Source organism: Methylorubrum populi (genome assembly GCF_002355515.1).
In the GTDB taxonomy this organism is placed as follows: domain Bacteria; phylum Pseudomonadota; class Alphaproteobacteria; order Rhizobiales; family Beijerinckiaceae; genus Methylobacterium; species Methylobacterium populi_A.
In genome coordinates, this window is sequence record NZ_AP014809.1 from 792,302 (window position 1) to 806,232 (window position 13,931).

At 69.4% G+C, this 13,931-nt stretch carries 11 protein-coding genes and 1 tRNA gene; 9 read left to right on the forward strand and 3 right to left on the reverse strand.

Annotated elements, in window-relative coordinates:
* Positions 1–336: 336 nt before the first annotated feature.
* A complete protein-coding gene (locus MPPM_RS03625; RefSeq protein WP_096483888.1) occupies positions 337–1,527 on the forward strand; it encodes an acyltransferase family protein in 1,191 nt (396 codons plus the stop codon).
* Positions 1,528–1,569: 42 nt separating this feature from the next.
* On the opposite strand, the gene MPPM_RS03630 is transcribed toward MPPM_RS03625, so the two are convergent.
* A complete protein-coding gene (locus MPPM_RS03630; RefSeq protein WP_096483889.1) occupies positions 1,570–1,992 on the reverse strand; it encodes an EVE domain-containing protein in 423 nt (140 codons plus the stop codon).
* Positions 1,993–2,109: 117 nt separating this feature from the next.
* Positions 2,110–3,135 (reverse strand): NAD(P)H-dependent glycerol-3-phosphate dehydrogenase, encoded by a 1,026-nt coding sequence (locus tag MPPM_RS03635; RefSeq protein ID WP_096483890.1) that lies wholly within the window; start codon positions 3,133–3,135, stop codon positions 2,110–2,112.
* A gap of 542 nt (positions 3,136–3,677) precedes the next feature.
* Here MPPM_RS03635 and MPPM_RS03640 point away from each other — a divergent pair.
* On the forward strand, positions 3,678–5,153 hold the full coding sequence (locus tag MPPM_RS03640; RefSeq protein ID WP_096483891.1) for a methyl-accepting chemotaxis protein: 1,476 nt from the start codon (positions 3,678–3,680) through the stop codon (positions 5,151–5,153).
* Positions 5,154–5,155: 2 nt separating this feature from the next.
* Here the strand turns inward: MPPM_RS03640 and tsaD are convergent, their stop codons facing one another.
* Positions 5,156–6,199, reverse strand: coding sequence for a tRNA (adenosine(37)-N6)-threonylcarbamoyltransferase complex transferase subunit TsaD (gene tsaD, locus MPPM_RS03645; RefSeq protein ID WP_096483892.1), 1,044 nt, complete (start codon positions 6,197–6,199; stop codon positions 5,156–5,158).
* Positions 6,200–6,390: 191 nt separating this feature from the next.
* Here tsaD and MPPM_RS03650 point away from each other — a divergent pair, with 191 nt between their 5' ends.
* The 7 genes from MPPM_RS03650 to MPPM_RS03675 all read left to right on the forward strand — a co-directional run bounded on the left by MPPM_RS03650 (position 6,391) and on the right by MPPM_RS03675 (position 13,826).
* Entirely contained in the window at positions 6,391–7,104 is a 714-nt protein-coding gene (locus tag MPPM_RS03650; RefSeq protein ID WP_096483893.1) for a uroporphyrinogen-III synthase, read from the forward strand.
* Between the two features lie 156 nt (positions 7,105–7,260).
* A complete protein-coding gene (locus MPPM_RS03655; protein ID WP_096487702.1) occupies positions 7,261–9,672 on the forward strand; it encodes a COG4223 family protein in 2,412 nt (803 codons plus the stop codon).
* A gap of 118 nt (positions 9,673–9,790) precedes the next feature.
* The gene (locus tag MPPM_RS03660) at positions 9,791–11,320 is read left to right on the forward strand and encodes a heme biosynthesis protein HemY (RefSeq protein WP_096483894.1); all 1,530 of its coding nucleotides are present in this window, start codon (positions 9,791–9,793) and stop codon (positions 11,318–11,320) included.
* Between the two features lie 169 nt (positions 11,321–11,489).
* A tRNA-Ser gene (locus tag MPPM_RS03665) sits at positions 11,490–11,579 on the forward strand.
* A gap of 142 nt (positions 11,580–11,721) precedes the next feature.
* A complete protein-coding gene (locus tag MPPM_RS03670; protein ID WP_096483895.1) occupies positions 11,722–12,900 on the forward strand; it encodes a tyrosine-type recombinase/integrase in 1,179 nt (392 codons plus the stop codon).
* 30 nt (positions 12,901–12,930) lie between these two features.
* Entirely contained in the window at positions 12,931–13,509 is a 579-nt protein-coding gene (locus MPPM_RS27780; RefSeq protein ID WP_157914099.1) for a hypothetical protein, read from the forward strand.
* Between the two features lie 89 nt (positions 13,510–13,598).
* On the forward strand, positions 13,599–13,826 hold the full coding sequence (locus tag MPPM_RS03675) for a helix-turn-helix domain-containing protein (RefSeq protein WP_096483896.1): 228 nt from the start codon (positions 13,599–13,601) through the stop codon (positions 13,824–13,826).
* The last annotated feature ends 105 nt before the right edge of the window (positions 13,827–13,931 follow it).

Below are 13,931 nucleotides of genomic sequence, written 5' to 3' on the forward strand. Positions count from 1 at the left end.
CTGTCCGTGAAGCGCCGTGCCGTCGGCTCAGTCCGCTATCCCGGTCCGGACACGGCGGAGACAGGCTGCCGGAAAGATGCCGACCGTCGGTGCCGAGGTCACCGGACCTGCGGGAGCGAAGCATCGCTCGACCGACCTCGATCCATCGGCCCCGCTTCACAGTTCGACGAAAACTAGGGTCGCATTTTCAGTGTCAAGCTCGAGGAACGGGCTGAAAAATGACAGATATCGGTATTTTGATCCCGTTGTCCCGAAGAGAAATTTGCCGGAAGACCAGTCACGCGCGCGGCAACGCCGGTGACAGGAAGGCCGCGCTCCTGCGATTGGACAACAGGCATGGCATCCGTCTCGACCGGGATTGAACCATCGGCGGCTGGGCGCCCGCATGCGCCGCGCCCCCTGATCGGGCTCGACCTGCTGCGCTTCGGCGCGGCGTGCCTCGTCATGCTGTATCACCTCGCCTGCACGGCCTGGATGGTCCCGTCGAGCGAGGCGGCCGAACTCCTCGGATCGCCGATTCCGTTTCCGACCCTGCTGCCCGTCAGCTCGGAGGGCTGGGTCGGGGTGCAGATGTTCTTCGTGATCTCGGGCTACGTCATCGCCTATTCCGCCTCCCAGGCCAGCGCGGCGCGCTTCCTCACCGGGCGCATCCTGCGCCTGATGCCGGGCATCTGGTTCTGCGCCACCGTCTCCTTCGGCCTCGCGCTGCTGTTCTTCCCGGAGACCGTGTGGGTTCTGTTCGAGCGCTATATCCGCACGCTGATCCTGTTCCCGGTCCCGCGCTGGATCGACGGCGTCTACTGGACGCTCGGGATCGAGATCGTGTTCTACGGGCTGGTCTATGCCCTGCTCTGCATGAATCGGTTCGAACGACTGGAGCCGGTGATCCTGGCGGTCGGCATCATCAGCGCGCTCGCGTGGTGTCTGGCGACGGCCCCTCTCTGGCCGGATTTCGACCGGATCATCAGCACACGGATCGCCAAGCTCCTCCTTCTCACCCATGGCTGCCACTTCGCCCTCGGCGTCGTGCTGTGGAGCGCGGTGCGGCGGGGTCTGACGGGATACCGCCTGGCCGGTCTCGCCGTGTGCCTGACGGGGGCCTTCCTGCAGATCCGCTACGATGCCGGCTTCGTGGGCAGCTCGCTCGGCCTCGACCGGAGCCCCACGGTGCCATGGCTCCTTTACGCCGTCTTCCTACTCCTGTTCTGCCTGTCGATCCGCGTGAACGCCGCGCTGACAGACGCCCTTCCCGGCCTCGGGCGGCGCTTTCGCGATCTCGGCCTCGCGACCTATCCGCTCTATTTGCTGCACACCTTCGTCGGCGCGCTGTCGATGCGCTTCCTGGCCGCCTACGGCCTGCCGCCGGCCGCGAGTCTCGCGGGCGGCATCCTGACGGCCGTGGCCGCATCCCTGCTGGTGTCGCGGCAGATCGAACCGCCCCTGCGCGCAGGCCTCGGCGGCATCATCGGCGCAATCGGCGCGCGGCTGCGCAGCCGCGGTCTGATGCCCGGGGCGCTCACCCGCTGAGACAGGCCGGTCCGGTCCGGCAGACCCGCGCGAAAGACTGCCTCAGCGGGCGTCGAACCCGCCCATGGCGCACACCTCGGCCCATTCCGCCGCCGTCACCGGCTGGACCGAGAGGCGCGAATTGGTGACGAGAGCCATCTCCTTGAGCGCGGCCTCCGCCTTGATGGCGTCGAGGGTCACAGGGCGCGGCATCGGCGCCACAGCCCGCACATCGACCATGCCGAAGCGTCCGCTCTCGTCGGTATGGTCGGGATAATAGGGCTTGATCACCTCGACGATGCCGACGACGGCCTTGCCCTCATTGGAATGGTAGAAGAAGCCGCGCTCGCCGACCTGCATCGCCTGCATCTGCTTCTTGGCGAGGTGGTTGCGCACACCGTTCCAGAAGGTCCCCTCCTCCCCCGCTTCGACCTGCTGGTCCCATGACCAGGTCGAGGGTTCGGACTTGAACAGCCAGTAGGCCATGGCGCGGGACGGCTCCGTCGGAAGGGCGCCCTCGCTTATCGAAAATCCGGCCGCGCTTGAAGGGCGTGCATCGCTTCGCCCTCATCCGGTCGGCGGACGGCCGGGCAGGGCGGCCGCTCACGCCGTCTCCGCCTTGAGAGGCCGCGACAGCAGGCGGACCATCGCCTCATCGACCGTCAGCGCGCCGGCCACCACGGCCGCCACCGCCTCGGCCACGGGCATCTCGATCTCCCGCGTCCGAGCGAGGTCGATCAAGGCCTGCGCGGTGAAGGCGCCTTCCACGAGCTTGCCGCCCGCGGCCTCCTCGGGCGAGGCGCCCTTCCCCAGGCGCTCGCCGAAGGCGAAATTGCGCGATTGCGGCGAGGACGCCGTGAGAACGAGGTCGCCCAGGCCCGACAGACCCATCAACGTCTCCGCCCGGCCGCCATAGGCACGGGCAAAGCGCATCAGCTCGGCGAAGGCACGGGCGATCAGCGCGGCGCGGGCACTCTCGCCGAGCCCGCGGCCCGCGACGATGCCGGCCGCGATCGCGAGCACGTTCTTGCCCGCTCCTCCCACCTCGACCCCGCGCACGTCGTCGGTGTGGTAGAGCCGGAACGCCGGTCCCGAGAGCAGGCCGGCGAGCCGCGCCGCCGCCGCACCGTCCGCCGCCGCAAGCGTTACGGCCGTGGGCAGGCCGCGGGCGACATCGGAGGCGAAGCTCGGTCCCGACAGCACCGCGATCGGCCTATCCGCCGGCAGCACCTCCGCCGCCACCGCGCTCATGAAGGCGTCGCTGCCGCGCTCGATCCCCTTGGCGCAGAGCACCACCGCGGCACCGGGCGAAAGCGAGGGCGCGAGCGCCGCGAGTACACCGCGCAGGGTCTGTGCCGGCACGACGAGCAGAACCGTGCCCGCTGGCTTCAGGTCGGCGGCCTCGGCGGTCGCCCGCACGCCCGGATGCAGGGGGACACCGGGCAGATAGCGCTCGTTGGCGCGCATCTGCTCCATCCGCGCAGCGGCCTCGGAATCGCGCATCCAGAGCGTGACCGGGCGTCCCGCCGCGGCGGCGGCGTTGGCCAGCGCCGTTCCCCAGGAACCGCCACCGACGACGGCGACGACCTCGTCCCGCCGCTGCGTGCCTGACTTCATGTCCGCCTCCATCGGGAACCCGGTTCATCCCGGCCGGTGACAGCCAAGGTGTCGGCCCGGCGCCACATCGTCAGACCCGCGATAACGACCTGTCGGCGGAAGAGCGAGCACCGATCCACGATCCTGCGCGATCCGTGCCCGCACCGGCGATGCGCGGTCATCGCAGGCATGGAAGCCGATACACATCGGTTTCCAGCCGTGACCGCATCGATGTGCGAAAGCATTTTCCGTTACGGACCTGCGTCGAAAGGTCTTCGCGGCACAACCCCGGCCAGAGCTGGCAATTGGTTCCCTACGATTGCACCGGTTCGATCTTCGCTGCCGAGCCGCATACGATCAGAGGCTTGCTCTCAACCCAGTCTTGATTTTCAAATCACCAAACTCATCATAACAATTGCTATAAAATATTTATATTTTCATTCCAATGAATTTCTTGATCTTTGACTGGTGTCATTGCGTCGCATACTGGTCGAAAGTTGCGAAATTAACGGTCAATTAACAACATTCTGCAAGAACATTTTTGCCGAAACACATGATGCCTGGGACATTCAGCCGTGGCGATCTTCCATTCCGAACAAGATTCGGTCCTTGCCGCCGTCGACCGTGCTCAAGGCCGTATCGAATTCGCGATGGACGGAACCATCACGAACGCCAACGCCAACTTCCTCAACCTTGTCGGCTACACACTCGATGAGGTGCGCGGCCGCCCGCACGCGATCTTCATGCCGCCGGAACAGCGCGAGAGCCCGGAATACAAGGCCTTCTGGGAAGCGCTTCGCCGCGGCGAGTTCCAGGCCCGCGAGTTCCGCCGGATCGCCAAGGGAGGCCGGTCGGTCTGGATTCAGGCCTCCTACAACCCGATCCTCGATCGACGTGGGCGGCCCTACAAGGTGGTGAAGTTCGCCAGCGACATCACCGCCCAGACCCAGCGCAACGCGGGCTATGAGGGGCAGATCGCCGCGATCAACCGTTCCCAGGCGGTGATCCATTTCGGCCTCGACGGCACGATCACGGATGCCAACGAGAATTTCCTGAACGCGATGGGCTACAGGCTCGACGAGATCCGCGGGCGGCATCACAGCATGTTCGTCGATCCCGCCGAGGCCCGGACTCAAGCCTACGGCAACTTCTGGAAGGATCTGGGCAGCGGCACCTATCAGGCCGGCGAGTTCCGGCGGATCGCCAAGGGCGGGCGCGAGATCTGGATCTACGGCTCGTACAACCCGGTCTACGACCAGGAGGGGCGGCCCTGTGCCGTGGTGAAGTTCGCCAGCGACGTGACGCAGGCGGTCGCCGACCGGCTGCGACGCGCCGAAGGCCAGCGCATGATCGAAACCGATCTCGGTGCCATCACGGAAGCGATGTCGGACGTCAACCGGCAAGCCAGAGACACGGCGGCAGCCGTCGCGGTCACCTCCAGCAACGTCCAGGCGGTCGCCGCCGGCGCCGAGGAATTCGCGGCCTCGATCTCGGAATTGAGCCGCCACGCCTCGCAGGCCAAGACCGCCGCCGACGCGGCCGTGACCCGCGCCGAGGAGGCGGGCGGCATCGTCAGCGGCCTGACCGCCACCGCCGAGCGCATCGGCGAGGTGGTCTCCGTGATCCGCTCGATCGCCGACCAGACCAACCTGCTCGCCCTCAATGCCACGATCGAGGCGGCCCGCGCCGGAGCGGCCGGCCGCGGCTTCGCGGTGGTCGCCACCGAGGTGAAGGCGCTGGCGAGCCAGTCCTCGCGCGCCACCGAGGATATCGGCCAGCAGATCGCCGCCGTGCAGGATTCCTCCGCCCGGGCCGTCGAGGCGATCCGCGCGATCGTCTCGACCATCACCGATCTGAGCGAGATCTCGATGAGCGTCTCCTCCGCCGTCACCGAGCAGGCGGCGGTCACGCAGGAGATCGCGACCAACATGCAGACCGCCGCGCGAAGCGTGGAATCCGTCCGCGGCAATGCCGACGGCATCGCCTATGCCGCGAGCGAGGTCGATCAATCCGTGCAGAAGGTGACCGCCTCCGCCCGCGCGCTCGCCTGATCTCAGGCGGCCGGTGCGGCCTCCGCGAAGGGCCAGCGGGCGCGGGCCGGCACGGTGAGGTCGTCGACGAGGCCGAGCCGCAGGCGCTCCAGCCCGGCCCAGGCGATCATCGCCCCGTTATCGCCGCACAGCGGCAGCGGCGGGGCGACGAAGCTCAGCCCGACCTCTCCCGCCTGCGCGGCGAGAGCCCGGCGGATGGCCCCGTTGGCGGCCACGCCGCCGGCGGCGACGAGCGCGGTCGGATGCCCGGCGACACCTGCGAAGGCGCGCAGGGCGACGCGGACGCGGTCCACCACCACATCCACCACCGCCGCCTGGAAGCTCGCGCAGAGATCCGCCACGTCCTGCGAGGCGAGCGGCTCGAGCCGTTCGGCCTCGATGCGCAGGGCCGTCTTGAGCCCGGAGAGCGAGAAATCCGCCTGCCGTCGACCCAGCATCGGCCGCGGCAACGCGAAGCGCTCCGGGTCCCCGCTCTGGGCCTGCCGCTCCACCTCCGGGCCGCCGGGATAGCCGAGCCCCAATAGCTTGGCGACCTTGTCGAACGCCTCGCCGACGGCATCGTCGATGGTGGTGCCGAGCCGGACGTAGTCGCCCACCCCCTTCACCGCGACGAGCTGGGTGTGGCCGCCGGAGGCGAGAAGCAGCAGGTAGGGGAAGGCGAGCCCATCGGTGAGCCGCGGCGTCAGCGCGTGCGCCTCCAAGTGGTTGACCGCCAGGAGCGGCTTGCGGGCGACGAGGGCGAGGGTCTTGGCGGTGACGAGGCCGATCAGGACGCCGCCGATCAGGCCGGGCCCGGCGGCAACCGCGATGCCGTCGATCTCGTTCAGCGTCGTTCCCGCCCGCTGGAGTGCCCGGGCGATCAGCCGGTCGAGCACCTCGACATGGGCGCGGGCGGCGATCTCGGGCACGACACCGCCATAGGCCGCGTGCTCGGCGATCTGGCTCAAGACCTCGTTGGCGAGGATCTGCCCGCGCTCGTCCTCCCCGAGCGTCACGACCGCGGCGGCGGTCTCGTCGCAGGTGGTCTCGATGCCGAGGATCTTCATGAGTGTCACGCTGACGTCCACGCACCGTTGCGCGCCGGGGGCCGGCCCGCCTACTCCATGTCTCGCGAAAGCTGGCTCGGACCGCTCGCGCGGACACGTCTACGACGAAACCGGCGGCGGATACAGGTGATGCATGCGGCCGACGGATTCTGTGGACGGCGTGAGGGGATGACGTGAGGAATGGCGGGCGCATGCGGATCTGGGTGTCGCGGCCCGAGCCGGGCGCGGGACGCACGGCGCGGCACTTGGCCGAACTCGGCCACGAGCCGCTCCTGGCCCCCGTGCTCCGGATCGGACCGGGCGACGACCCGCCGCCCGCCGGCCGCTTCGACGGCCTGATCCTGACGAGCGCCAACGCGGCCCTGCCGCTCGCCGGGGCGGCCCTGCCCGTGGCGCCGGTCTTCGCCGTCGGCCGCCGCACCGCCGAGCGGGCGGCGCAGGCGGGCCTGCACTCCGTCCTCTGCGCCGATGGGGACGCCGCCGATCTGGCCCGGCTGATCGCGGCGCATGTGAGGCCGGGCGGCGCGCTCCTCCACGCCGCGGGCGAGGATCGCAAGGCGGAGCCGGCCGCGCGTCTCACGGCCGACGGCTACCGCGTCACGACCTGGACCGCCTACGCGGCCCGGGCCGAGGCGGCGCTGCCCGACCCGGTGGGCCGGGCGCTCGCGGGCCGGGACGGCGCCCCACCGCTCACGGCCGCCTTGCACTTCTCCCGGCGCAGCGCCGAAATCGCCGGTCGGCTGTGTCGTGAGGCGGGTCTGAGCGGAGCGTTTCGGGCGCTGGCGCATTACTGCCTGTCCCCGGACGTGGCCGCAGGACTGGTCGAGCTCGGCATTGCGGCCCATTTTGTGGCGGCGCGCCCGAGCGAGGAGGCACTCCTCGCCGGTCTTGCGGCTTCGGACTGAACGCCCTCGTGACGCCCTGCGGGCCGCTGCGAAGGGTGAGATGGGCCGGAGTGTCTGAGAAGGAGCCCGCAAGCGGTTCCAATGGATGACGGCGCGGTTCCGCTCTTTTATGGGAGCAGATTGCGCCGGTGCGGCGGCTGAATGGAGCGAACGCCCGTGACTTCACCCAAGGACGGCCCCAGGGACGGTGCCAAGTCTCCCGAGCAAGGCAGGTCTCTCCAGCAAGGCAAGGAGCCGGCCAAGGACTCGACGAAGGATTCGGCCCGGCCTGCCGACTCCAAGGTGACGGGCAAGCCGGCCGAGCCGTCCGCAACCGCCTCCGCCGCGAAGCCCGACCCGACCAAGGCCGGGCCGGCCGCGGCTGAGCCGACCAAGTCAGAGCCTGTGAAGTCCGAACCGGTGAAGCCCGGGCCGACCGGCAGCAGCGCCCTGTCCGGCAGCGGGCCGACAGGAGCCTCGGGCCGTCCGCAGGACGTGAGGGCGGACGCGCCGGTCAAGCCGGGGCCGACCGGCAGCAGCGCCGTTCCTCCCGCCGGCCCCGCCATGGCCACTGGACCGATGTCGGGCAAGCCCACCGAGCCGGGACGGCCGTCGGCCGGGTCCGCCTCCCCGACCGCCGCCGGCTCCACGACCTCCGGTCCTACGAACTCCGCTTCGGCCGGGGGCAGCGCCCCGTTGAAGCCGGGCACGACCGGAAGCAGCGCCGTGCCGCCGAGCGCGGCCGGGACCAAGCCCGCCGACGCGAAGCCGGAAGCCCCCCTCAAAGCCGGCGCGACCGGAAGCAGCGCCGTGAAGCCGGAGACCCCGGCTTCGGGAAGCGCCAAGCCACAAGATACCAAGCCTCAGGACGCCAAGCCTCAGGACGCCAAGCCTCAGGACGCCAAGCCTCAGGACGCCAAGCCTCAGGACGCCAAGCCTCAGGACGCCAAGCCTCAGGACGCCAAGCCTCAGGACACCAAGCCGGATGCGAAGTCCGGAACGGCGCAGGGGGCCACCCGGGTGACGGAGACGGCCTCGCTCACCGACGGGCCGATCCTCGACCTGAAGGCCAAGCGCCTCTCCGACCCGGCGGAGGCCGCGAAGCCGGGCGCAAAACCCGATACCGGCAAGGCGGGGGCGGGCCCCTCCGCCTCGCCCAAAGCCACGCCCGGTGACGCGCCCAAGACGGCCCCGCCGGCGGCGCGCAGCGGTCCGGGCTTCGGTTCGGTGGCCGCCTCAGGGCTGCTCGGCGGTCTGATCGGTGCCGGGCTGCTCTACGGCGTCACCACCTACCAGCGGGGAGCCGATCCGCGGCTGGCCGCGTTCGATCAGTCGATCGCCGGCCTCGCCACGAAGGATGCCGTGGCGGGCCTCGACAAGCGCCTCGCCGCCAACGAACAGGCCCTCAAGCCCTTGCCCGACGCGGTTGCCCGGGCGGAGGCGGCCGCGAAAGCCGCGACGGAGCGCGCCAACGAGGCGCTGCAGAAGGCGGGTGTCACACCGGCCGCCGACGGCTCGGCCCCGGCGCCCGCCGCTGTTCCCGCGGATCTCGTGGCCCGTCTCGACGCCCTCGACCAGCGCGTCTCGGCCCTGCAGGAGGAGCCCGGCCGCGACGGCACCGCGGAGGTGAAGACCGCGCCCGCGGCCGATCCGGCGGCGCTCTCGGCCCTCGACGACCGGATCAAGGCGCTCGAAGCGAACGGCAGCAAGACCGCGTCGTCCGATCTCTCGGACAAGATCGCGGCGCTGCAGAGCGAGGTCGCGTCCCGCACCAAGGCCGACGAGGAGGCCGAGGCCGCGCTCGGCAAGCGCCTGGACGAGGTGCAGAAGGCTCTCGAGAGCCGCATCGCCGCCGCGAGCCAGGCCGCGCAGGAGGCGACGCAGGCGGGCAAACAGGCCGCCGACGCGGCCCGGACCCGCACCGACGAGACCGTGCAGGGCCTGGAGCGCAAACTTCAGGACAAGCTGCAGGAGCAGTCGGAGCGGATCGCCAGCCTCGACAAGGCGGTCGATCAGAGCGCCAAGCAGGCCACGGTGCAATCGGCCCTGCGCATCGTCGCGGCCGACCGGATCGCCTCGGCGCTGGAGGCGGGCCAGCCCTATCCGGACGCGCTCGCGAGCCTGCGCAACCTCGAGCCGGCCGATTCCAAGCGCCTCGACGCGCTTGCGCCCTTCGCCGACAAGGGCGCGCCGACTGCGGCCGGTCTCGCGGCGGAGTTCCGCCGGATCTCCGAGAAGATCGCCGACGCCAAGCGCGCGGCCCAGGCGAAGGCCGTGGCCGAAACCGGCAATGTGGGCGACCGGCTGATGAGCATGGCCAGTTCCCTGGTGCAGGTGAAGCGAGTCGAGGGACCGGCTTCGGGCGGCGCACCGTCGAGTACGGGCAGCGAGGCCTCGACCGCGCAGGTCCAGGCGGCCCTCGACCGCGGCGACCTCGCCGAGGCGGCCAAGGCCTATGCCGCCCTGCCCGAAGAGGCGCGGGCCCTGGGCGGCGATTTCGGCGCCCGGCTCTCAGCGCGGGCCGAGGCGGGCCGCGCGGCGCAAGGCCTGCTGGCCGACGCCTTCACCGGCCTGCCGCCCGCACGCTGACCGGCGGGAGCTTTTCGCGATGACGATGAACGAGCCGCGCCCCGTGCGGCGTTCCCCCCTTCCACTCTGCCCGGGCCGCGTGCGCCCGCTCCCCGTGCTTCCAAGGAGGCCCTGACCCATGTGGCGCGCCCTCGTCTTCCTGGCCCTCCTGGCCGTCGCCGCCTACGGCGCGGTGTGGATCGCCGACCATCCGGGCACCGTGACCGTCGTCTGGAACGGCTACGAGATCGGCATGAGCCTCGCCATCGCGCTCACCGGCGTGCTGGTGGCGGCGATCGTCCTCGGCCTCATCTGGGCGATCGTCACCGGCGTGATCGGTCTGCCGGCCAGCATCAGCCGCTCCACCCGCGAGCGCCGCCGCAACAAGGGTCTCGCCTCGCTCTCGCGCGGCATGATCGCCGTCGGCTCCGGTGACCCGCTCGCGGCCCGGCGCCATGCCGGCGACGCCGAGCGCCTGCTCGGCAGCCAGCCGCTGACCCTGCTTCTCAAGGCCCAGGCCGCCCAGATCTCCGGCGACCGGGACGCGGCCGAGCAGGCGTTCAAGCGGATGGCGGACGATCCCGAGACCCGGGTGCTGGGCCTGCGCGGCCTGTTCGTGGAGGCCCGTCGCCGCGAGGACGACGGGGCGGCCCGCGCCTACGCCGCCGAGGCCGCCCGGCTCGCGCCGAGCGTCACCTGGGCGAACGAGGCGGTTCTGGAGGCGCAATGCGCCGACGGCGAGTGGTCGGCTGCGACCGAGACCGTGGAGCGCCGCGCCGCTCTCGGCCTGATGGACAAGCACGCCGCGCGCCGCCAGCGTGCGGTCCTGCTCACGGCGGCGGCGCAGCGCCACGAGGCCGGCGAGCCCGACACCGCGACCGAGCAGGCGCTGAAGGCGGTCAAGCTCGCCCCGGACCTCGTGCCGGCGGCGGTCATCGCTGGCCGGCTGCTCGCCCGGCGCAACGACCTGCGCAAGGCCGCAAAGATCGTCGAGGCGGCCTGGAAGGCGACCCCGCATCCGGAACTCGCCAAGGTTTACCTGAATCTGCGCACCGGTGATTCCGCCCGCGACCGTCTGGCCCGCGCCGAGAACCTCGCCAAGCTCTCGTCCTGGGATCCGGAATCGCGCCTCGTGATCGCCCAGGCCGCGACCGAGGCCAAGGATTTCGCGCGTGCCCGCGAGGCGCTCGCACCGTTGGCCGACGACCGGCCGACGGCGCGCGTCTGCCGGATGATGGCGCGAATTGAGGCCGCCGAGAACGGGGCCGAGAGCGGGCGCTCCCGCGAGTGGCTCGCCCGCGCCGCCCGCGCTCCGCGCGACCCGGCCTGGATTGCCGACGGCGTCATCTCCGAACGCTGGGCACCGGTCTCGCCGGTCACGGGCCGCCTCGACGCCTTCGTGTGGAAGACGCCGCCCGAGATCCTGGCCGGTCCCGAGGAGGATGACGCGCCGGCTCCGACCGCGCAGACCGCGCCGACCGAGGTTCCGGCAGTGCTCACACCGGCTCCGGTCACGGCCGACAGCCCGGCGCCCTCGACGCCCGGTTTCCTCCAGACCGGTGCCGGTACCCCGTCGGCGCTACCGACGCCGGCACCGGTCAACGCCCCGGCCGGTCCGTCACCGGCCCCGCAAGCGACCGCCGCGGACCGGCCTCGCCGCATCGCGTGAGTCCCTGCGCCGCTCGGTCATGCACCGGGCGGCGGTCCGGCGGCGCAGACGACACGCATTCTGTGGCATTCTTCGCCTTGCCAGATGTCGGCGCCCCGGCTACAGACCCGCCACCTGCCGCAAGTGACCACCGCCCGCGCCGAGCGCGCGTCGGTCCCCGGCGGGTTCCGGAGGGGTGGCCGAGTGGTTGAAGGCGCACGCCTGGAAAGTGTGTATACCGGAAACGGTATCGCGGGTTCGAATCCCGCTCCCTCCGCCAGATACCTGTTCGCAGCCATTCGCTGCTAACCGCTAAAGCCTTCAAATCATTGCGAGTTCGACAGCCTGCCGTTCGCGGCGGGCCGCTGGCGCTTGTCCAAATTCGCGATTACGATGTGGGTAGCATCGTGGGAACGGATCGGATGCAGGGCAAACTCACAGCCCTTGGCGTGGCTAAGCTGAAGACGCCGGGCATGTACGGCGACGGCGGCGGTCTCTGGCTCCAAGTCACCGGAAAGGGCGGGAAGTCGTGGATCTTCCGCTTCACCCTCGATGGCAAGGCTCGCGAGATGGGCCTTGGCTCTGCCATGACGTTCTCTCTGGCCGAGGCGCGGGATAAGGCGCTCACCTGTCGGAAGTTCTGCGCCGAAGGCATCGACCCGATCGAGGCACGAAATGCCCGACGTGACGCGGCGCGCATTGAGGCGGCGAAGGCGATCACCTTCCGCCAGTGCGCCACCACCTATATCGAGGCGCACAGGGCCGGCTGGCGCAATGCCAAGCATGCGGCGCAGTGGGCGGCCACGCTCGACACCTACGCCCATCCCGCTTTCGGTGACCTGCCCGTGCAGGCGGTCGATACCGCGCTCGTCATGAAGGCTGTGGAGCCGATCTGGGCAACGAAGCCTGAGACGGCGATCCGCGTGCGGGGGCGAATCGAATCGATCCTTGATTGGGCGGCGACCCGCGGCTTTCGACGCGGGGAGAACCCGGCACGGTGGAAGGGGCACCTAGCCAACCTGCTGCCGAAGCGCTCGCGCGTGAAGAAGGTCGAGCACCACGCCGCGCTGCCCTTCACGGAGGTGCCAGCGTTCATGGATGCCTTGGCCGAGCAGCCCGGCGTCTCCGCCAGGGCGCTCGCCTTCACGATCCTCACGGCAGCGCGGACAGGTGAGACCATCGGCGCCACGTGGTCGGAGATCGACCTCGATGCGGGCGCGTGGACGGTACCGGCCGAGCGCATGAAGGCCGGCGCCGAGCACCGCGTACCGCTCTCCGACCCTGCGCTTCAGATCCTGCGCGAAATGGCAGCGATCCGATCGGGCGACTTCGTGTTCCCCGGCGGCAAGCGCGGGCGACCACTCTCCAACATGGCGATGCTGAAGACGCTGGAGCGCATGGGCCGAGATGACCTCACGGTGCACGGCTTCCGCAGCTCGTTCCGCGACTGGGCCAGCGAGACGACAGCCTTCCCGTCCGAGGTGGTCGAGGCGGCGCTGGCGCACACCATCGAGAGCAAGGTTGAGCGGGCCTACCGGCGCGGCGACCTGTTCCAGAAGCGACGAGAGCTAATGGGCGCGTGGGCGCAACATTGTCGGTGATCGAGCGCTCGGCAACCAAGGGATCTCTCAATGCCTAGGCCATTTCATGATCTCGCGCTCCTCGTTGCAAGCGGATTCGAAACTGAGTCCGAGGTTGAGGAAGCTGTCAGCGCAGCGTTCAATCGACTTTCATGCGAGCTACTTGCTTCCCCGAAACTTGATCCACACGGCAGGCTGGAACTCAAAAGTCGGCTCGACGACATGCATGTCATTTATGATGATTTCATAAAACTCTTCGCAGCTCTGCCAGTGGATAAAGAGAGCAGAGAAATCTATAAATTTCGGATCGCAAGGTTCCTCGATAGCGCGCTGATAATTGGAAGCATTTGCGGAAACAATGAGGCCGATCTTATAAAAGCATTCATAGCAAATAGAACTCGAATGCAAGAAGCAGAGGCAAAAAACTCTGCACTTCGCACGGCTATAATTGAGGAAGTCAACGCTGCAGGCTTGAGGCTTCGTAAGAGCGAAGCGTTCGCTCGCCGCATAGAAGAGGGTGTGTGGAAGCGGGCCGGTGTCGAAAGTGGGACCGAAGGGTTTGGCTACGCCAGCATTCTCAGGGAGATCAAAGCGATCCTGAAAGAGAAAGAGGGTCAGACCTCGGCGTGACCCTCTTCAACGCTTGAGGCAGCAAACTAGCCCGCGCAGTATTCTCTGGCCTTCGCCGCACAACCGGTGAATTCCTAGGGACAGCAGCCATGAACTTGCAAAATGTTCAGGGCGCCGCAGAGAACCTGCGCGCGTCAACGGGGAAGCTTTTGCATCGTCCGAACGATGTGAAAGACGCTCTCGGCATCGGAACGACTACGCTCTACCGCCTAATCGGCGAGGGCAAGCTGAAGGTCGTCAAGATCGGTTCGGCCACCCGGATCACGGATGAGTCGATGCGCGCCTTTGTTGCCTCTCTGGAGCGGGAGGCGGCGTAGCGGATGGCCTTCAGACAGAGCGAAGCCCGCGCGGCGGTGGCACGCCGGCGGGCCTCGGAAATTGTCGCTTGGACGGCTGACAATTCCGACGATATCGCGCTCCCC

Bases quoted from the DNA above. Each gene is read 5' to 3' on its own strand.
- MPPM_RS03625 (WP_096483888.1), top strand. From the start codon at position 337: ATGGCATCCGTCTCGACCGGGATTGAACCATCGGCGGCTGGGCGCCCG.
- MPPM_RS03630 (WP_096483889.1), bottom strand. From the start codon at position 1,992: ATGGCCTACTGGCTGTTCAAGTCCGAACCCTCGACCTGGTCATGGGAC.
- MPPM_RS03635 (WP_096483890.1), bottom strand. From the start codon at position 3,135: ATGGAGGCGGACATGAAGTCAGGCACGCAGCGGCGGGACGAGGTCGTC.
- tsaD (WP_096483892.1), bottom strand. From the start codon at position 6,199: ATGAAGATCCTCGGCATCGAGACCACCTGCGACGAGACCGCCGCCGCG.
- MPPM_RS03650 (WP_096483893.1), top strand. From the start codon at position 6,391: ATGCGGATCTGGGTGTCGCGGCCCGAGCCGGGCGCGGGACGCACGGCG.
- MPPM_RS03660 (WP_096483894.1), top strand. From the start codon at position 9,791: ATGTGGCGCGCCCTCGTCTTCCTGGCCCTCCTGGCCGTCGCCGCCTAC.
- MPPM_RS03670 (WP_096483895.1), top strand. From the start codon at position 11,722: ATGCAGGGCAAACTCACAGCCCTTGGCGTGGCTAAGCTGAAGACGCCG.
- MPPM_RS27780 (WP_157914099.1), top strand. From the start codon at position 12,931: ATGCCTAGGCCATTTCATGATCTCGCGCTCCTCGTTGCAAGCGGATTC.
- MPPM_RS03675 (WP_096483896.1), top strand. From the start codon at position 13,599: ATGAACTTGCAAAATGTTCAGGGCGCCGCAGAGAACCTGCGCGCGTCA.